The sequence below is a fragment of the Pectobacterium carotovorum genome (assembly GCF_033898505.1).
Lineage (GTDB): Bacteria > Pseudomonadota > Gammaproteobacteria > Enterobacterales > Enterobacteriaceae > Pectobacterium > Pectobacterium carotovorum_J.
Genome location: NZ_JAXAFK010000001.1, coordinates 181,033 through 199,574, shown reverse-complemented (window position 1 = coordinate 199,574; position 18,542 = coordinate 181,033). Strand labels below are relative to the sequence as shown.

At 53.7% G+C, this 18,542-nt stretch carries 15 protein-coding genes and 3 tRNA genes; 9 read left to right on the top strand and 9 right to left on the bottom strand.

The annotated features are described in order from the left end of the window. Window positions 1-24: 24 nt before the first annotated feature. Window positions 25-1,389 (top strand): nucleotide 5'-monophosphate nucleosidase PpnN, encoded by a 1,365-nt coding sequence (gene ppnN, locus R9X49_RS00835; protein WP_039350812.1) that lies wholly within the window; start codon window positions 25-27, stop codon window positions 1,387-1,389. Between the two features lie 71 nt (window positions 1,390-1,460). Further along, on the top strand, window positions 1,461-2,231 hold the full coding sequence (gene xni / locus R9X49_RS00830) for a flap endonuclease Xni (protein WP_319846836.1): 771 nt from the start codon (window positions 1,461-1,463) through the stop codon (window positions 2,229-2,231). Between the two features lie 346 nt (window positions 2,232-2,577). Here the strand turns inward: xni and rlmM are convergent, their stop codons facing one another. The 4 genes from rlmM to R9X49_RS00810 all read right to left on the bottom strand — a co-directional run bounded on the left by rlmM (window position 2,578) and on the right by R9X49_RS00810 (window position 5,997). Further along, the gene (rlmM, locus tag R9X49_RS00825) at window positions 2,578-3,678 is read right to left on the bottom strand and encodes a 23S rRNA (cytidine(2498)-2'-O)-methyltransferase RlmM (protein WP_319846835.1); all 1,101 of its coding nucleotides are present in this window, start codon (window positions 3,676-3,678) and stop codon (window positions 2,578-2,580) included. Then, window positions 3,671-4,066, bottom strand: a complete 396-nt coding sequence (locus tag R9X49_RS00820; RefSeq protein ID WP_319846834.1) for a DUF423 domain-containing protein — start codon at window positions 4,064-4,066, stop codon at window positions 3,671-3,673. The genes rlmM and R9X49_RS00820 overlap by 8 nt, the downstream gene beginning before the upstream one ends. A gap of 247 nt (window positions 4,067-4,313) precedes the next feature. Beyond that, window positions 4,314-5,237, bottom strand: coding sequence for a transcriptional regulator GcvA (locus R9X49_RS00815; protein ID WP_180742166.1), 924 nt, complete (start codon window positions 5,235-5,237; stop codon window positions 4,314-4,316). Window positions 5,238-5,775: 538 nt separating this feature from the next. Continuing rightward, window positions 5,776-5,997 (bottom strand): YgdI/YgdR family lipoprotein, encoded by a 222-nt coding sequence (locus tag R9X49_RS00810; protein ID WP_012773616.1) that lies wholly within the window; start codon window positions 5,995-5,997, stop codon window positions 5,776-5,778. A 183-nt stretch (window positions 5,998-6,180) separates the two neighbouring features. On the opposite strand from R9X49_RS00810, the gene csdA reads away from it, so the two are divergent. Continuing rightward, complete coding sequence (gene csdA / locus R9X49_RS00805) at window positions 6,181-7,386, top strand: cysteine desulfurase CsdA (RefSeq protein ID WP_319846833.1); 1,206 nt, start codon at window positions 6,181-6,183, stop codon at window positions 7,384-7,386. 3 nt (window positions 7,387-7,389) lie between these two features. After that, window positions 7,390-7,845, top strand: coding sequence for a cysteine desulfurase sulfur acceptor subunit CsdE (csdE, locus tag R9X49_RS00800; protein ID WP_319846832.1), 456 nt, complete (start codon window positions 7,390-7,392; stop codon window positions 7,843-7,845). A gap of 36 nt (window positions 7,846-7,881) precedes the next feature. On the opposite strand, the gene tcdA is transcribed toward csdE, so the two are convergent. The 3 genes from tcdA to mltA all read right to left on the bottom strand — a co-directional run bounded on the left by tcdA (window position 7,882) and on the right by mltA (window position 12,179). Then, window positions 7,882-8,694 (bottom strand): tRNA cyclic N6-threonylcarbamoyladenosine(37) synthase TcdA, encoded by an 813-nt coding sequence (gene tcdA / locus R9X49_RS00795; RefSeq protein ID WP_319846831.1) that lies wholly within the window; start codon window positions 8,692-8,694, stop codon window positions 7,882-7,884. A gap of 68 nt (window positions 8,695-8,762) precedes the next feature. Then, on the bottom strand, window positions 8,763-11,021 hold the full coding sequence (locus tag R9X49_RS00790) for a molybdopterin-dependent oxidoreductase (protein WP_319846830.1): 2,259 nt from the start codon (window positions 11,019-11,021) through the stop codon (window positions 8,763-8,765). A 21-nt stretch (window positions 11,022-11,042) separates the two neighbouring features. After that, on the bottom strand, window positions 11,043-12,179 hold the full coding sequence (gene mltA / locus R9X49_RS00785) for a murein transglycosylase A (protein WP_319846829.1): 1,137 nt from the start codon (window positions 12,177-12,179) through the stop codon (window positions 11,043-11,045). 271 nt (window positions 12,180-12,450) lie between these two features. On the opposite strand from mltA, the gene R9X49_RS00780 reads away from it, so the two are divergent. The 3 genes from R9X49_RS00780 to R9X49_RS00770 all read left to right on the top strand — a co-directional run bounded on the left by R9X49_RS00780 (window position 12,451) and on the right by R9X49_RS00770 (window position 12,823). Then, a tRNA-Met gene (locus R9X49_RS00780) sits at window positions 12,451-12,527 on the top strand. A 71-nt stretch (window positions 12,528-12,598) separates the two neighbouring features. Further along, window positions 12,599-12,675, top strand: a tRNA-Met gene (locus R9X49_RS00775). Window positions 12,676-12,746: 71 nt separating this feature from the next. Beyond that, window positions 12,747-12,823 (top strand) — tRNA-Met (locus R9X49_RS00770). A gap of 189 nt (window positions 12,824-13,012) precedes the next feature. On the opposite strand, the gene amiC is transcribed toward R9X49_RS00770, so the two are convergent. Further along, the gene (gene amiC, locus R9X49_RS00765; protein WP_319846828.1) at window positions 13,013-14,257 is read right to left on the bottom strand and encodes an N-acetylmuramoyl-L-alanine amidase AmiC; all 1,245 of its coding nucleotides are present in this window, start codon (window positions 14,255-14,257) and stop codon (window positions 13,013-13,015) included. 258 nt (window positions 14,258-14,515) lie between these two features. Between amiC and argA the strand changes: the two genes are divergently transcribed. After that, window positions 14,516-15,859 carry an amino-acid N-acetyltransferase gene (argA, locus tag R9X49_RS00760; protein WP_319846827.1) on the top strand — a complete coding sequence of 448 codons (1,344 nt, stop codon included), beginning with the start codon at window positions 14,516-14,518 and terminating at the stop codon, window positions 15,857-15,859. Window positions 15,860-15,922: 63 nt separating this feature from the next. On the opposite strand, the gene R9X49_RS00755 is transcribed toward argA, so the two are convergent. Continuing rightward, window positions 15,923-17,119, bottom strand: a complete 1,197-nt coding sequence (locus tag R9X49_RS00755) for an L-talarate/galactarate dehydratase (protein WP_010286465.1) — start codon at window positions 17,117-17,119, stop codon at window positions 15,923-15,925. 327 nt (window positions 17,120-17,446) lie between these two features. Between R9X49_RS00755 and R9X49_RS00750 the strand changes: the two genes are divergently transcribed. Beyond that, window positions 17,447-18,469 (top strand): LacI family DNA-binding transcriptional regulator, encoded by a 1,023-nt coding sequence (locus R9X49_RS00750; RefSeq protein WP_319846826.1) that lies wholly within the window; start codon window positions 17,447-17,449, stop codon window positions 18,467-18,469. Window positions 18,470-18,542 lie beyond the last annotated feature (73 nt).

Sequence of the window (18,542 nt, the reverse complement as noted above, 5' to 3'; positions counted from 1 at the left end):
TATATTGCGTTTCAAGGAGCAAAATTGATTACACATATCAGCCCATTGGGATCGATGGATTTGTTATCGCAGTTGGAAGTGGACATGCTGAAAAGCACAGCCAGCAGCGATCTCTACCGTTTGTTTCGCAACTGTTCCCTCGCCGTACTGAATTCCGGTAGCCAGACAGATAACAGCAAAGAGCTGCTGTCTCGTTATGAAGATTTTGATATCAACGTGCTGCGCCGTGAGCGCGGTGTCAAACTGGAACTGGTGAACCCGCCGGAAGACGCTTTCGTTGACGGCAACATCATTCGAGCCTTGCAGGCTAACCTGTTCGCCGTATTGCGCGACATTCTTTTCGTTAACGGCCAAATCGCCAGTGCAGGCCGCTATCAGAATCTGAATCTGGAAAATTCCGCCCATATCACCAATCTGGTGTTCTCTATCCTGCGTAATGCCAAGGCGCTCCACGTCGGGGAAGAGCCGAACATGGTGGTTTGCTGGGGCGGCCATTCGATTAATGAAATCGAATACCAGTATGCGCGTAAGGTGGGCAGCCAGCTCGGCCTGCGTGAACTGAATATCTGTACGGGCTGCGGCCCGGGTGCGATGGAAGCACCAATGAAAGGTGCCGCCGTCGGCCACGCACAGCAGCGCTATAAAGAAGGGCGTTTCATCGGTATGACCGAGCCGTCCATCATTGCGGCCGAACCGCCGAATCCGCTGGTCAATGAACTGATCATTATGCCGGACATCGAAAAGCGTCTGGAGGCTTTTGTCCGTATCGGACACGGCATCATTATTTTCCCTGGTGGGGTCGGAACGGCGGAAGAGTTCCTCTATTTGCTGGGCATCATGATGAACCCGGAAAACAGCGAGCAAGTGTTGCCGATTATCCTGACCGGGCCGGAAGAAAGCGCAGACTATTTCCGCGTGCTGGACGAGTTCATTGTTGGCACGCTGGGTCGTCAGGCGCGTCGTTACTACTCGATCATCATTAATGACGCTGCGGAAGTCGCCCGTCAGATGAAGAAAGCGATGCCGCAGGTGAAAGAAAGCCGTCGCCACACGGGTGATGCCTACAGCTTTAACTGGTCATTGCGCATCGCACCCGATCTGCAACTGCCCTTCGAACCAACACATGAAAATATGGCCGATCTCAACCTGCATCCGAATCAGCCGGCTGAAGAACTGGCTGCCGCGCTGCGCCGGGCGTTCTCCGGTATTGTGGCCGGTAATGTGAAGGAAGTTGGCATTCAGGCGATTGAACAACGTGGGCCGTACAAAATTCATGGCGATCCGCAGATGATGAAAAGCATGGATACACTGTTACAGGGCTTTGTCGCGCAGCAGCGCATGAAGCTGCCCGGCAGCGCCTATATCCCCTGCTACGAAATCTGCTCCTAACGGTCCACCGTCCGGTCGTACCTATGTGGGGAAGCCCAGCTTCCCCCTCTTATTACATCAGGAATTACGCGATGTCCGTCCATTTGCTGATTGTCGACGCGCTCAATCTGATACGTCGCATTCATGCGGTACAAGGTTCGCCCTGTATCACAGCATGCCAACATGCACTGCATCAGCTCATACAAAACAGCCAGCCTACGCACGCTGTTGCAGTGTTTGATCATGAAGAATTTGATGATGAAGGTCGTGTTACCAGTTGGCGTCACCAACTCCTGCCTGACTACAAGGCGGGCCGCACGCCAATGCCGGACAATCTGAAACAGGAACTACCGCAAATTAAAGCGGCATTTGCCGCAGCAGGCGTAGCAAGCTGGCATAGCCCCGGCAATGAGGCCGACGATCTGGCGGCTACGCTAGCCACCAAGCTGTCATCAGCGGGTCATCAGGCAACGATTGTGTCGACCAATAAAGGATACTGCCAGCTATTAGCGCCACACATTCAGATTAGGGACTACTTCCAGAAACGCTGGCTGGATCTGCCGTTTGTTGAACAGGAGTTTGGTGTGTCACCGCAACAGCTTACGGACTACTGGGGGCTGGCAGGCATTAGCAGCAGCAAAATACCGGGCGTCGCGGGTATCGGCCCTAAAAGCGCCGCACAACTTTTGCAACAGGCTGGAAGCTTGGAGGCACTGTATCAGCAATTAGATGCCGTACCAGAAAAGTGGCGTAAGAAGCTGGAACAGCATAAAGACATGGCGCTAATCAGCCGTCAAGTGGCTATGCTGCATACCGATTTAACGCTCAATGGCAATCTGCAACAGCTGAGGCTACCATATTAAGAGACGGACGGTGTGCCCCTATTGATACCTGCCTCTTAGTCACATTTTTTATGCAGACTAGGAGAGGGTTTCGTGCGCAATAATACCGTCATTTTTCATGCTACCCCAGTAGCATGCGCCCGACATGGGGCGGCTCACACGCCGCTCGCCCCATGACCCCAGGCTTCTGGCTAAATTATGCCGCTACGCGGTACCTTCGTCGGTATCTGGCTTAACGGACCGCTTGCGACATGCTCCCAGCATGGCGCAAGCTTTCGCCGTATCCGTGCGGCTCATCCTAAGCCGACTATCTCCTCAGCATAATTTTTTACGCCAGATAACAGTAAAATCCACGATATCTCTTATTTTATCGCTCGTCGCGACGGCCAGGCACTGCGCTCCAGAAACGACGAACGTGTACGGTGATTTCCTCGCGGTCATGGTACAAATGCTTGGCATGCACTTCAGCATTAATCCCATTTTCGCTCAGGCGTTCACGCAGCACGGCCAGATTCTGCGACACTTCTTCATAGCGCTTCTTCATCGGCAGCTTCAGGTTGAAAATGGCCTCACGACACCAGCCCTTGATCAGCCAATCACTCATCAGGCTGGTAACTTTCGCGGGTTTTTCCACCATGTCGCACACTAGCCAGTACACGTTATTACGCGGTGGCTCAAAGCGGAAGCCGTCCGCCTGATGGTGCATCACCTGCCCAGTCTCCATCAGGCTCGGTGCCATGGGTCCATTGTCTACCGCATAAACCATCATGCTGCGTTTAACCAGTTGGTAAGTCCAGCCGCCGGGACACGCGCCTAAATCCACCGCGTACATACCGCTGCCCAAGCGCTCATCCCACTCATCCGCAGGAATAAAGACGTGAAACGCCTCCTCCAGCTTCAGCGTCGAACGGCTTGGTGCATCAGAAGGGAACTTGAGGCGTGGGATCCCCATATAAAACGGTGAATTGTTATTGCTATAGGAGTAACCGACATAGCAGCAGCCTGGAGCAATGAACAGTACATGCAGTACTGGCCGATCTGCTTTTTCATAGCCCAACAGAATTTTATGTTCGCGCAACGCCGCGCGCAGCGGCACGGTGAATTTGCGGCAGAACTTCATCAGCTCTTTGCTTTCGTTGGTGTCAGGAACTTCAACGCGCAGTTCTCCTGCCCGTTCAATGGCTCCCGATAACATGCCGATAATTGGCGTGATACGATCTTCCGGCGGCAGATCGCGCAGCAGTTCACCACTCACGAACATCTGACGGGCAAAAATCAGCTCATGGAACGGCAGCGTTTTCACCAGACGCTCGGCATCCTCGTGCTGGTAGCATTCAAACACCACGTAACCGCTGTTTTCTTTTACCCGCGCGAAGCCGAAAGCATTATGCTGCGTGGCTTTTTCCGTTATTTCCGCCGCACACTCTTTCTCAAACCCGGGGCGACAATACAAAATGACTTTATTCATGGCGTTCAGCCTTTCTCTTCAGACGCAGTGCGCCAATCAATATTAATATCCATCCCACCAGAAAACAGGTTCCGCCAATCGGCGTCACATAAACCCACAGTTTCATGTGAGAAAGCGCCAGACAGTACAAACTTCCACTGAAGAGTACCGTTCCCAACGCCAGAAAAACGCTGCTCCAGTAAAACCACAGATTGGTTCGTTGTTGCATCGCAACCGCCAGCGCCAGAATCGCTAACGTGTGAAATGCCTGATATTCAAGGCCGGTACGCAGCCAGCCCAGTTCCGTTGCGCCCAGCGTTTTACTGAGAACATGGGAACCAAACGCGCCTAGCGCGACAAAAGTGAAGCCGCTGATAGCAGTAAACACCAGCATGAAACGACTATTCATCGTAGTTACCTATAATCGTTGTTACCTATAAACGAGGTGGCTGACAAAGACCACCGAGCGGTAGTAACGGATAGATCGTAAAGTCGCTGTAAACACGTCCCTGTGCGCTCGGCTTGCGCCATCCATGGCGCAAACGCTTTACTCTTCTATTCCGTTACTCCGTGCAAATAGATCTGTCATCAGTCTGAAACGTAGTTATCTACGTGAGTTATTCGGTCATCAAACTTCGACAGCCCGCGACACGGCTTCAGCGCGTGCCGTTGTCATAGCGGAAGCGAAATTTTTCCTGCTCGCTGGCTGCCCGCGCCAGAATCCAATGGCGAAAGGCGGCTATTTTACCCAGTTCTGCCTGACTGTCATGACATACCAGATAAAAAGCGTTCCGGCTGACCAGCACATCGTTAAACGGACACACCAGCCGCCCGGCTTCGATTTCCGTCTGAGCCATCACATTATTCGCCAGCGCCACGCCCTGCCCGTGAATGGCCGCCTGCAATACCATCGCGCTGTGGCTGAAAATCGGCCCCTGTTGCACATTAATTTGCACGCCAAGCTGACGCGTATAGGACAGCCAGTCACGGCGCGACGCATCGTGCAGCAGCGTGTGTGCAACCAGATCGTCCGGCGTTTTTAACGGGTGATTCCCCGTCAGCAATGCTGGCGAGCAAACCGGCAAGAGATACTCAGCGTACAGTTTTTCCACCCGCAATCCCGGCCAGTTTCCCCGACCGTAGAAAATCGCGACATCCACGTCATCCGCCAGACGATCTTCATCGCGATCCACCGCCTGAATACGAACATCAATCCCCGGATAGTCGGAGTTAAAGCTCGACAGACGCGGCACCAGCCAATGAATGGCAAAGCTGGGCAACAGGCTGACCGTTAACGCGCCTTTGGCACTGCGGGATTGCAACTTACGGGTTGCGTCATTCAAAGATGAGAAGATCTCTTTGATATCAAGATAGTAACTTTGCCCCTCTTCCGTCAGTAGCAGGGAGCGATTACGACGGCGGAATAATTTAAGCCCCAGAAAATCTTCCAGTGACTTAATCTGGTGGCTGACGGCGGCCTGCGTAACAAACAGTTCTTCTGCCGCTTTGGTAAAACTTAAATGGCGAGCCGCCGCATCAAAAACGCGTAATGCGTTGAGCGGAGGGAGACGTTTTGACATGAATGAAATCTTTTGGTTTACGCTAAATCAGCGATTTATCGGGTACATTTATACCCATTAAATCTTAAGATGCAGAAAGGCAACAAAGGGCAAGATCGCCTTCCAATTAGCTGGCTAAGCGATTAAAACCAGTGGTAATAGCCAGATTCTCTGCAACGAAAAGATGACGGGTACAGCTATTAGTTTTTGTAATCCGAGACATTATAATTTGTCCGTTGAGGATGTACCAGCAAATACCTATATTAGCGCAACTTCCTGGGCCGGAACGAAAAGTGCGGAGGGGTGACCTGAGGTGCTTTTGGCTTGTGGTTGTGATGTTGTGTTTGCTATTTGTTTGTCTGCCTTTTGCAGATGTGGTAGCGAGTCTACCCTATTCACTTCCTGTACATTTACCCTGTCTGTCCAAAGTGATTTTTTGTGTAGCACCGCAAATTGCGGTGCTTTTTTTTTGCTTACGTTTCACACCTGAAATGCCACGGCACACCGATCTCAGTCTGACACGGCTTAACAGGCAACGTGTAATGGTAGGCAAGTAGTACTACTTCCCTTTCACCATTTCTTTCACATTATCACGATTAATTTGCTGTTGCTGACCGTAGGCATCGGTATAGCTGATCATACCCGTCTCATCGTCAACCTTCGGTTTCCCCTCTGCGACGATGGTACGACCGTCATTGGTATGCATGACGTAATTACTGGAACAGGCTGCCAGAGAAAACGCCATCACGATAGCGGCAAAAATAGAAATTTTATTCTTCATAGTTAACCCTCAATGAATTTAAATGTTTTCTAGTTAACCTTATTCATCAGGAAATCCTGAAAATTAACACTTTAAAGCGTAGCAATAGTTGCTTTTTTTTCCATAAAATCGCATTAGGCATAGTCCTAAACTTGTCTCTCTCGACAAAATGGGACAGGATCGGCCCTCCAAAAGAGGATGCTCATGACACCGTTTAACCCCGCCACCTTTCGCCAACAGTTCCCCGCTCTCCAGCATTCGACGGTGTATCTTGATAGCGCCGCGACCGCGCTGAAACCACAGCCCGTTATTGATGCGGTGCAGGCGTTCTATTGCAGCGAGAGTGGTACGGTGCATCGCAGCCAGCATCACGGTGCGCAGGCGTTGACCCAGCGCTTTGAAGGCGCTCGAGAGCAAGTCGCCACGTTACTCCATGCAGACGATCCGCGTTCTATTGTCTGGACCAGGGGTACGACGGAAGCAATCAATCTGGTCGCGCAAAGCTATGCCCGTCCTCGCCTGCAACCGGGCGATGAGATCGTTGTGAGTGAAGCGGAACATCACGCTAACCTCATTCCGTGGCTGATGGTGGCGCAGCAAACCGGCGCGACCGTGGTGAAGCTACCGATAGGCGCGGACTTCTTACCCGATGTTGAACAGCTCGCCACGCTGATCACGCCCAAAACCCGCCTGCTGGCGCTGGGGCAAATGTCAAACGTGACGGGCGGTCAGCCCGATCTGGCGCGCGCGATTGCGCTGGCTCACCGCTATGGCGCGGTAGTGATGGTTGACGGCGCGCAGGGCATTGTTCACTGCTCGCCGGATGTACAGGCGCTGGATATCGATTTCTATGCATTTTCCGGGCACAAACTTTATGCCCCAACCGGGATTGGCGTGCTGTACGGTAAAACAGCCCTGCTGGAAAGCATGATGCCGTGGCAAGGCGGCGGGAAAATGATGAAGCAGGTATCCTTTGACGGTTTTAAACCGCAGGCGATTCCACAACGGTTTGAGGCGGGAACGCCACACATTGCCGGCGTACTTGGCCTGTCTGCGGCGTTAGACTGGCTGACCACACAAGATCAGCACGCCGCAGAGCAGCACAGCCAGAGTTTGGCACAGCTCGCCGAAACCCATCTGGCGCAGTTCCCCGGCTTTCGCAGCTTCCGTTGCCCGCAGTCCAGCGTCCTATCCTTTGATATTGCTGACGTGCACCACAGCGATCTGGTGACGCTATTAGCCGAAAGCGGCATCGCACTGCGTGCCGGACATCACTGTGCGCAGCCGCTCATGGACGCGCTCGGTGTCAGCGGCACGCTCCGCGCCTCATTTGCCCCATACAATAACCAACAAGATGTTGCTGCGCTGATCGCCGCGGTAGGCAACGCCCTTGAATTACTGATCGACTAAACCATGACCCAGACAACTGACACTATGCATCCTTTTGGCCACGCCATCACCGTCGCCGATCTGCTCGCGCGCTTCGATACCTGCCGCGCATGGGAAGATCGCTATCGGCAGCTCATTTTGTTGGCAAAAGCGCTGCCAGCACTGCCAGATGCACTAAAAACCGAGGATATTTCGTTATCCGGCTGTGAAAATCGCGTCTGGCTGGGTTATCTACGCCAAGAGGACGGCAGGCTACATTTTTACGGCGACAGCGATGGGCGTATCGTGCGGGGATTGCTGGCGGTATTGCTCACCGCCGTTGAGGGAAAAACGCCAGAAACGCTATTACAGCACGATCCGCTGGCGCTCTTTGACATGCTGGGGCTACGCGCTCAGCTCAGCGCTTCACGTTCAAGCGGGCTGGCAGCGCTGGCCGCAAGAATCAGGGACATTGCGGAACAAGAAGCAGCGGATAAGTAGCGACATTCGCGCGACTTCTGTACCGCAGGCTTTCTGTTACATCGCAGACGCTCTTTCATGTTTCGCCATCATCTTCTTCAGCGCATGGGATACCGCAACAAACCCGAAGGTTGCGGTGACCATCGTCGCAGCGCCAAAGCCTGACGCACAATCCATACGCATGACGCCGTCTGCCGTGCTGCGCGATGCACAAACGGAACCGTCAGGCTGCGGATAAACCAGCGGCTCGCTGGAAAACACACAGTCTATACCCAGCTTTCCTTTGCTGTTCTTCACCACGTTAAAATCATGCTTTAACCGCTCGCGCAGCTTGGCGGCCAGCGGATCCTGAATCGTTTTCGCCAGATCGACGACTTCAATCCGCGTCGGATCGATCTGCCCACCTGCACCGCCGGTTGTCACCACCGGGATCTTATAGCGGCGACAGTAAGAAAGCAGCGCCGCCTTCGGGCGCACGCTGTCGATGGCGTCAATCACATAGCTGAAGTTTTTATCGAGCAGTCCGGCCACGTTTTCCGCACTAATGAAATCATCCACGCAGGTGACGCGACATTCCGGGTTGATCGCCAGAATACGCTCAGCCATCACTTCCGTCTTCGACTGTCCAGTGTGCTGACGCAGCGCGTGGATCTGGCGGTTGGTATTACTGACGCACACATCATCCATATCAATCAGCGTAATCGCGCCGATGCCGGTACGCGCCAGCGCCTCAGCCGCCCAGGAACCGACGCCACCAATGCCAATCACGCAAACGTGAGCCTGAGAAAACAGCGCCAGCGCCTGTTGACCATATAACCGCGCGGTACCGCCGAAGCGTTGCAAATAGGCTTCGGATAATTGCGTACTCATTCAATCAACCTTACGAAAACAAAATCACAGAAGAATAAAACAGCGAGAAAAAGCGGCTCAGGATAGCGCTAAACCCGCACGACATCCACCAGACAGCTCATGGCATTCGGCCCCTGCGTCAGCGGCGACGTGCCGATATCCAGCGTTAGTACATTCGCATTCCCAGACTGCTCAACCGGATGCCACGTTTTCTGACCAAAACCGGGCTCAAACCAGGCGCCGGTGGACATGATCACCACCCCCGGCGTGACGCCGTCGGTAATCTGTACGCCCGCCAGAATGCGGCCACGCGCGTTTCTGACTTCCACCTGCGAACGGTCGGTGATATCCCGCACGGCAGCATCCTGTGGATGCATGTAAAGCGTCTCTTTTCCTGCGGTCTTATTCGCAGCAACCTGCGGCGTCACGGCCAGTTGGCTGTGCAAACGGTCAGACGGCTGAATGGAAATAAAGTGCAGCGGCCATTCTTCCGTGCTTTTGGCTCCCAGCCATTCAACAGGAGGCTGCCACTCCGGGTGTGGCGCAAAATCGGCATAGCCATAGCTGGCGATAGCAGAACTGAACAGCTCAATTTTACCGCTTGGCGTACTGAGCGCATGCTGCTGCGGGTCGCGGCGGAAATCCTCAAAGAACACAAACGGCTTTTCATCCATCGGGATTTCTACATGTCCCTGCTGCCAGAAACCCTCGAATGACGGCCAGCGGTCGGCAACGCCTCGCTGTCTTGAACGGCACTCGTCATAAAGGTGTTCCAGCCACTGCTGCTCACTGCGATTTTGCGTGAACACATCGCCATAACCCAAACGTTCCGCCAGCTCGCTGAAGATATCCACGTCATTACGCGCCTGATGCTGCGGCGCAATTGCCTGATGCATGGCAAAAATAAAGCGATCGCGGGACGACCCGCCGATGTCATTACGCTCCAGCGTAGTCGTGACAGGCAGCACGATATCCGCCATCTGCGCCGCTGGCGTCCAGACGATATCCTGCACAATCACCGTATCCGGTCTGCGCCAGCCGTCAACCAGACGGTTCAACTGCTGATGGTGATGGAACGGATTACCGCCCGCCCAGTGAATCAGATGAATATCGGGATAAGTATGGGTTTCGCCCTGAAAGGTATAAGGCGTACCGGGATGCAAGAGCATATCGGCAATGCGCGCCACGGGGATCGCTCGCCCCGCATTCGGGCTGGAAGGCGAAGCTGGCGCAGGCGTTGAAATACGCTCGTTGCCCACGCTGTTCATCGAGCCGTGCCCGAAGGAGAATCCACCGCCCGGTAACCCCACCTGTCCTAACATTGAGGACAGCGCAATCATCATCCAGTACGGCTGCTCGCCGCGGTGTGCGCGCTGCACAGAGTAAGAACAGGTAATAAAGCTGCGCACGCCAATCAGCTGTTGCGCCAGACGCCGAATACGCTCAGCAGGAATGCCGGTGATGTCGCTGGCCCACTCGGGCGTTTTCACCACGCCATCGCCGCGGCCATGCAAATAGTCGCTCAGTTGCTCATAGCCAACACAGTAGCGTTGCAGAAAATCCTTATCGTCAGCGCCCAAACGCTGAATCTCATAGCCCAGCGCCAGCATCAGAGCGACATCGGTATTCGGACGGATAGGAATCCATTCGGCGTTCACAAACTCGGGGCAGTCATCGCGCATCGGACTGATGTTAATGACGGGAATTCCTTTCGCCACCAGCGTTTCCAGCGCGGGCTTCAACGTGTGGTGCCCGGCACCGCCGGATGCCACCTGCGCGTTTTTCAGCGCCAGACCGCCAAACGCGAGGAAAATATCACAGTGCTCGGCAACGCTGCGCCACTCGGTCACCTTCCCCGTCAGCGGATGAAAAGTACCAATCACATACGGCAGGAAGAACTGCGCCGCGCCCCAGCTGTAATTGCCCTGCTGATCGACCGCGCCGCCGCCGGAGAAATAGAAGCGTCGTACCTGAGAACGTGCATGGTGATAGCGTCCGGCAGATGACCAGCCGTAGGAACCGGCAAACAGGCCATCCGCACCGTAGCGATCGCGAACACGGCGGTTCTCCTGCGCGACCAGATCGAGCGCCACATCCCAATCTACTTCAACAAAATCTTCCCTGCCACGCAGCGTCCTGTCGCTATTTTCGCGTTTCTGGAGCCAGGAACGCCGTACCGAAGGCCGACGGATGCGTCGGTCGGAATACACCAGCGGCACGATGGAATCGAGCATAGCAGAAGGAGCCGGATCGTCGGAAAACGGCTCGCAGCGAATCAGCCTGCCGTCTTCAACCACAGCGGTAAATGCGCCCCAATGCGCAAGATGTGGATAACGTTTAATCGCCATGACAACAACCTCAGAGAAGAATCAGTTTTGTTGATAATTAACCAGCAGTGAAGAACCTGAACCGTTCGCCGAGTTGCTTTGCGTATTCTTCAACACCCAGACCCGCCCATAGTGGTTATAGAAGCCTGCCGAGTGACCTGCATCTGGCCCAATCCCCTGATACATATCGAAGTGCTGGCCTTTAATCGCCCCGCCGACATCCAGCGCAATCATCAGGCGCATTTCATACTTGCCGGTGAATTTGCCAACGTTATCCAACAGCGGCACTTCCATTAACAGGGCTGTGCCTGCCGGAATCAGCGAACGGTCAGAGGCAACAGAGGCTTTCGCCACCAGCGGCACGGCGCTTGCCCCTTTGACAGGTGCAGACATCATTGGCTTGAAGAACACAAAAGAGGGGTTCTGTTCGAATAGTTCACGCACTTCATATTCGGTGTGCTGTTCCGCCCACTTGCGGATGGCCTGCATAGACATCTCTTCACGCGGGACTTCACCACGGTCGATCAACACTTTACCAATACTGCGGTAGGCATGGCCGTTTTTACCCGCATAGCCGAAGAACGTCAGCGGACGTCCATCGCCAAAATCAATATAGGCACTGCCCTGCACTTCCATCATGAAGTTATCAACCAGCGAGTTGGTCCAGGCAAGAACCAGACGCTCATCCAGCGCACCGGCATAAATACCGGCGCGATCCGGCAGCCGACTGTTCTTTCTGCCCTTCGACGGCATGGCATATAAAGGATGGCGGAATTCACCCTGGCGGGTATGGCGCGCCTGCAACACCGGCGTGTAATAACCGGTAAACTGCACGTTACCAAAATTATCAACACCTTCCATCTGCCAGGCGTTCAGACCAAACTTGCTCAGTTCACGGGTGTCAGCCCCCGACATCATCCAGTTTTCAATCGCCTGAAAGGTCGTATTATTGCGCGTATACAGATTAGGTGACGCCGACCGGATTTCAGAAACCTGTGTCATGAAATCCCGCGCGTTGACCGGTTTTCCTTTGGCATTGGGCTCATTCACCAATTCCAGAGGCTGGTTGAGGTGACCATCTTTATATTGCTGCCCGCGATCGGTTGGCCTGGATTGACACCCTGCCAGAATGGCAATGACCACTGCGGTCAGCACATATTTTCCCCACCGTCCCTTCATCTTTGCGCTCGCTTTTTACATCAAAAAATTTACCGTCGAACGATAACAAACGGCTATCGAGAAAGGAATGGGACAGCACATAAATCCACGGATCGCGCGTATGCCATTCGGCACGCGGCACAGTAAAAGGTGGGGTTTCCTCCCATCGCCACATTACGGTCACAAAACAACCTATAAGGCGGTAAATCAATCACCTGACCGCCAAATACCGTGCTTTTTAGAGAAATAGGTTGCATCAATACTCATGGAGAGTATAGTGCGCATCCACGGACGCGGGGTGGAGCAGCCTGGTAGCTCGTCGGGCTCATAACCCGAAGGTCGTCGGTTCAAATCCGGCCCCCGCAACCAATTGATGTGAGTCGTCCATCAAGAAAAGTGAAAGTAGTAAAAGATAGTCAATAGTAAAAAGTTAGTACGGACGCGGGGTGGAGCAGCCTGGTAGCTCGTCGGGCTCATAACCCGAAGGTCGTCGGTTCGAATCCGGCCCCCGCAACCAATTGATGTGAGTCGTCCATCAAGAAAAGTGAAAGCAGTAAAAGATAGTCAATAGTAAAAAGTTAGTACGGACGCGGGGTGGAGCAGCCTGGTAGCTCGTCGGGCTCATAACCCGAAGGTCGTCGGTTCGAATCCGGCCCCCGCAACCAATTAAGACTATTTTCAATTACGTTCTGTTCGATTAAGAACGCAGCGATAAAGCACCTTAACGGGTGCTTTTTTGTTTTCTGCGCGACCTATTTCTACATACTACCTATCTCTACATACCACGCCCCAGACATATTACTGCTGAACCGCGCCGGTTAGGCGCGGTCATCGTACGACATCAGCAACATCAATTACTGCTGAGCCTGGCTGGCAAAGTAGGCTTTAATGCCTGCAAAAATGGATTCGGCAATTTGCTGCTGGAAATGACCGGTGCGCAGCTTGCGCTCTTCCTCCAGATTACTGATAAATGCCGTCTCAACCAGAACAGACGGAATATCCGGCGCTTTCAGTACCGCAAATCCAGCCTGATCGACGCTGTTTTTATGCAGGCGATTCACTTTGCCCAACCGACTCAGGATCTCTTTACCAAACTTCAGGCTGTCGCTGATAGTGACGGTCTGCACCAGATCGAACATGGTGTGATCCAGATAGCGATCGCCGCTCATGCTCACGCCGCCGATCAAATCGGATTCGTTCTGAGTTTCTGCCAGAAATCTGGCAGCGGTACTGGTTGCCCCTTTCTTCGAGAGTGCAAAAACAGACGATCCTCTTGCCGATCGATTGGTAAACGCATCCGCATGAATCGAAATGAACAGATCGGCACGCTGCTTGCGCGCTTTCGCCACCCGCACGCGTAGCGGAATGAACACATCTTCATTACGCGTCATATAGGCTTTCATGTTGGATTCATTATCGATCAGCTTGCGCAGGCGGCGGGCGATTTGCAGCACGATGTCTTTCTCGCGCGTTTTATTCTTGCCAATCGCACCGGGATCTTCACCGCCGTGACCAGGGTCGAGCATAATAATCAGCGGACGATCCCGCCCTGCCTTCCCGGCTTTCGGCGCTTCTGCTGGCAGCGTGCGCTCCAGATCGCCTTTGTTGTAATCCTCCAACAGCGCCAGCAGCGGATCTTCTTCGTTGTCATAGCGCCCTGCCGCAGGGTACAAATCCAGCACCAGCCGATGCTTGAATTCGGCCACCGGCCCCAGCGTAAAGACTTTGGTCGTCGCCTGCTGTTTGAGTTCCAGCACCAAACGCACCGTGCTTTTATCAAACTGGCCGATGCGCGCTTCTTTAATCAGCGGATCGTTATCCTGCTGAAACTGGCTGGCTATTTCCTTCAATACGCTGTTCAGGTGAACATTTTCGATATCCACCACAATACGTTCAGGATTACTGAGACTAAACTGTTTATATTTCAGCGGGTGATTAGATTCCAACGTGACGCGGGTATAGGCAGAAGACGGCCAGACGCGCACGGCAACAACCTGTGTGGTCGCCGCCATCCCTACACCACTTACGCTTAACAGCCAGGTTGCTGCTGCGCTTTGTAATAGACGCCGTCGAGTCAGATGATGATTCGAATGAGACATGCCGCTCCGATCTGATTGCTGTGCGTTATCCTGAATTTTTGTTTGCTACTGCATGGGATAAGCGATCAAAAAATGAATAAAGGTAAAAATTGTCAAAAACTTTAACGAATCTGCCCAGTGCTGTCATGCAAAAATCATCTGCAGGCCTTATAACAGGCGGATATCATAAATTTGAAGCATTAACCTCGCTTTTATGGTGAATACTTCCTCTTGCGTTTTACGCTATAAAGAATAAAAATACAGAAATTACGAATAAAAATGCAAAGAGGGCTCGCAGTGAAGGAACGGAGTACAGAACTGGTTCAGGGCTTCCGCCATTCAGTTCCCTATATCAATGCCCACCGTGGCAAAACGTTTGTCATCATGTTAGGTGGCGAAGCCATTGAACATGCCAACTTCTCTAGCATCGTAAATGATATCGGGCTGCTGCACAGTCTGGGGATCAAGCTGGTGGTCGTTTATGGCGCTCGCCCCCAGATCGATGCCAACCTGACAACGCATCACTACGAGCCTCACTACCATAAAAACACCCGCATCACCGACAGCACTACGCTGGAACTGGTTAAGCAGGCGGCGGGGATGCTGCAATTGGACATCACGGCCCGACTGTCGATGAGCCTGAACAACACGCCGCTGCAAGGCGCCCATATTAATGTCGTCAGCGGTAATTTTATTATCGCGCAGCCGCTTGGCGTTGATGACGGCGTGGACTACTGCCACAGCGGCCGCATTCGCCGCATTGATGAAGAAGCGGTTCACCGCCAGCTGAATAGCGGCGCGATTGTCCTGCTCGGGCCGGTTGCGGTTTCTGTCACGGGTGAAAGTTTCAATTTAACCTCAGAAGAGGTCGCGACCCAGCTCGCCATTAAGCTGAAGGCAGAGAAGATGATTGGCTTCTGCTCCTCGCAGGGCGTGACCAATGAAGAAGGCAGCATCATTTCCGAGCTGTTCCCGGATGACGCACAGCAGCGTATTGATGCGCTGGAACAGGCTGGCGATTACCATTCTGGTACCGTCAGATTCCTACGCGGCGCAGTCAAAGCCTGCCGTAGCGGCGTACGCCGCAGCCATCTGATCAGCTATCAGGATGACGGTGCGCTGCTGCAGGAGTTGTTCTCACGTGACGGCATCGGTACGCAGATCGTGATGGAGAGCGCCGAGCAGGTTCGCCGTGCGACCATCAATGACATCGGCGGCATTCTGGAACTGATCCGCCCGCTGGAAGAACAAGGCATTCTGGTAAGACGCTCGCGTGAGCAGTTGGAAATGGAGATCGACAAATTCACCGTCGTGGTACGCGATAACCTGACCATCGCCTGCGCTGCGCTTTATCCGTTCCCGGAAGAAAGCATCGGCGAAATGGCCTGCGTTGCGGTTCATCCGGATTACCGCAGTTCATCGCGCGGCGATATGCTATTGCTACGCATTGCTGCTCAGGCACGCCAGCAGGGCCTGCAAAAGCTGTTTGTGCTGACGACGCACAGCATTCACTGGTTCCAGGAACGCGGCTTTTTACCCGCCGAAGTGGAAATGCTGCCGAAGAAAAAACAGGCGCTGTACAACTACCAGCGTCGTTCGAAGATTCTGGTGCTGGATCTCTGAGCTATTCCACTCGATAACACTTCTCGTGGCCGACCGTAAAATCGGCCACGAGCGCCTATCAGCTTATGGCTGCTTGCCAAACTCGCAGCTCAGCGTTGTCCACTTCCTTGCCTGCTCACTCAGCGTAAATCCCAGCCCCAGACGATCGGATACCCACATCCGCCCATCGCGCAATTCTAGCTGCTCGTTGAAGAGCGGATTCAGCCACTCGAAGTGTTCCAGCCAGGGCTCAATCGGATAGGCCGCAGCCAGATGCAAATGCACTTCCATCGCAAAGTGCGGTGCCAGCTTACGCCCGTGCTTCGCAGCCAAATCCATAATTTTCAGGAAAGGCGAAATCCCGCCCACGCGCGGCGCATCCGGCTGAACAAAATCACTGGCGTTCCCGAGGATCAACTGTTCATGCTCGCGGAAGCTGGTCAGCATCTCGCCAGTGGCAATCGGTGTATCCAGCGCCGCCGTCAGCGCCGCATGGCCTTCCACATCGTAGGCATCCAGCGGCTCTTCAATCCAAATCAGGTTAAAGGCTTCCATCTTTCTTCCCATCCGAATCGCCGTTTCGCGATCCCACTGCTGATTGGCATCCACCATCAGCGGGAAGTCATCTCCCAGCGCTTCACGCACCGCCGTAAGACGACGGATATCCTCCGCCGTATTCGGCTGCCCGACTTTCAATTTGATCCCGCCGATACCGCTTTCACGGGAGATGACGACATTTTTTAATACCTGATCCAATGGCGTATGCAGGAAGCCGCCGGAGGTGTTGTAGCACTGCACGGAATCACGATGTGAGCCCAACAGCTTAGAAAGAGGCAGACCCGCGCGCTTGGCTTTCATATCCCACAGCGCGATGTCGAGCGGAGAAATCGCCTGTACCGCCATTCCACTGCGGCCAACCGATGCCCCAGCCCACAGCAGCTTGGTGTAGATCTTATCGATATCGTTCGGATCTTCGCCCAACAGGTTATCCGCAATCTCTTTCGCGTGCGCATAAATGCCCTGTCCGCCCGCCCGCTTGGAGTAGCTAAACCCCACGCCTTCAAACCCATCACGACTGCGGATTTCCGCAAAAATAATCGCCACTTCGGTCAGCGGTTTCTGCCTTCCGGTCAGCACTTTCGCATCGCTAACCGGCGTTGCCAGCGGCAAAAACGCCAGAGAGAGTTTTACCCATTCAATTCGATCGCCCGACTCGGCAGCCGTTCTGACGTTCGTGACTTTCGCATAGCTAACCGCTGCTGAATTTGCACTGATGGTCATGTCTTACCCCACAAAATGATTGCGCTAACATTCATAAACAGAAAAGAAGATAGCGATAAATGAAGAAAAAACATGCAATATGGATCACATAACAATCATTATCACGATAAAATCGGTCATTAAGCGTCATCATTAATGATTGCGCAATCACCATAAAAAGTAAGAGGATATAACGGGAATACGGCATAGCCAGCTCTGGTGCCAGCCCGAAAAAACGAGACAATTCGGCAGGTTGCCAGATACACCAGCAACTGGAAAACCGATATGCCATCAACGATAATCCGACGACATGTGAATGTGCGCGTAGCCTCAGAAGGGAACCCGTGATTGAAACGCGATAAGAACGCCAGCAGTCCCCCACCGCGTGTACCCACGCTTGAAGATGTCGCGCGTGCCGCAGGCATTTCCCCCATGACGGTCAGCCGCGCGTTGAACAACCCGAAGATTGTTCGTGCAGAAACCGTGAACAAGGTAATGGAAGCCGTCCGCGCTACGGGTTATATCCCCAATATGTTAGCAGGCGGGCTCGCGTCTCGGCGCAGCAAGCTAATTGCCGTCGTCGTACCGCAGATCAATAACAACATGTTCGTTGATACCGTTCAGGCGATAAGCGATGAGCTGGCCGCACGCGGTTACCACATGCTGCTGTGCGTCGCTGGCGATACCAATGAATCCGAGGCGGAGATTGTCGCCACCCTACTTTCTCGTCGCCCGGACGGCATCGTCCTCACTGGTATTCACCATACGCCCGAACTCAAACGTCTTCTGCTCAACGCCACGATCCCTGTCGTTGAGATCTGGGATCTCACGCCAACACCACTCGATATGCTGGTTGGTTTCTCCCATGAAAGCATTGGGAACGCCATCGGACATTATCTGCTGGATAAAGGACATTCACGCTTCGGCCTTGTCTGGACTGAAGACGCACGTGCCGGGCTGCGTAAGAAAGGTATCTACGACGTCATACAAAAACAGCCGAATGGTTATATACGTGAGGCCATCGCCCCCTGGCCTGCCACGCTGGCGATAGGGCGACAAGGGCTGAGCGATCTGCTCGCCGATGGCGACGTTTTTGATGCCATCATTTGCAGTTCCGATACCCTGGCCCAGGGTGTGATAATCGAGGCCGCCGCCAGAGGATTAGCGGTGCCAAAGAAACTGGCAGTGATGGGATTTGGCGATCTGGATTTCGCCGCCCACAGCATACCGGCGATTACCACTGTCAGGATCGATCGCTGGAAAATCGGCACCGATGCAGCAGCAATGCTGGCGGAAAAGATTGAGGGGAAAAACGTGCCTTCCCCCATCGTAGATATTGGTTTTTCACTGATTGAGCGCGAGTCCGCCTGACGTTCTATCTATTTGAGGTTCTAACCACCTGACGTTCTATCCGCCACACGTCAAGCTGCATGGGCATTGGCTT

What these genes read in the sequence shown, in the direction of transcription:
- xni (WP_319846836.1), top strand. Translation starts at nt 1,461, where the DNA reads ATGTCCGTCCATTTGCTGATTGTCGACGCGCTCAATCTGATACGTCGC.
- rlmM (WP_319846835.1), bottom strand. Translation starts at nt 3,678, where the DNA reads ATGAATAAAGTCATTTTGTATTGTCGCCCCGGGTTTGAGAAAGAGTGT.
- R9X49_RS00820 (WP_319846834.1), bottom strand. Translation starts at nt 4,066, where the DNA reads ATGAATAGTCGTTTCATGCTGGTGTTTACTGCTATCAGCGGCTTCACT.
- R9X49_RS00815 (WP_180742166.1), bottom strand. Translation starts at nt 5,237, where the DNA reads ATGTCAAAACGTCTCCCTCCGCTCAACGCATTACGCGTTTTTGATGCG.
- R9X49_RS00810 (WP_012773616.1), bottom strand. Translation starts at nt 5,997, where the DNA reads ATGAAGAATAAAATTTCTATTTTTGCCGCTATCGTGATGGCGTTTTCT.
- csdA (WP_319846833.1), top strand. Translation starts at nt 6,181, where the DNA reads ATGACACCGTTTAACCCCGCCACCTTTCGCCAACAGTTCCCCGCTCTC.
- csdE (WP_319846832.1), top strand. Translation starts at nt 7,390, where the DNA reads ATGACCCAGACAACTGACACTATGCATCCTTTTGGCCACGCCATCACC.
- tcdA (WP_319846831.1), bottom strand. Translation starts at nt 8,694, where the DNA reads ATGAGTACGCAATTATCCGAAGCCTATTTGCAACGCTTCGGCGGTACC.
- R9X49_RS00790 (WP_319846830.1), bottom strand. Translation starts at nt 11,021, where the DNA reads ATGGCGATTAAACGTTATCCACATCTTGCGCATTGGGGCGCATTTACC.
- mltA (WP_319846829.1), bottom strand. Translation starts at nt 12,179, where the DNA reads ATGAAGGGACGGTGGGGAAAATATGTGCTGACCGCAGTGGTCATTGCC.
- amiC (WP_319846828.1), bottom strand. Translation starts at nt 14,257, where the DNA reads ATGTCTCATTCGAATCATCATCTGACTCGACGGCGTCTATTACAAAGC.
- argA (WP_319846827.1), top strand. Translation starts at nt 14,516, where the DNA reads ATGCAAAGAGGGCTCGCAGTGAAGGAACGGAGTACAGAACTGGTTCAG.
- R9X49_RS00755 (WP_010286465.1), bottom strand. Translation starts at nt 17,119, where the DNA reads ATGACCATCAGTGCAAATTCAGCAGCGGTTAGCTATGCGAAAGTCACG.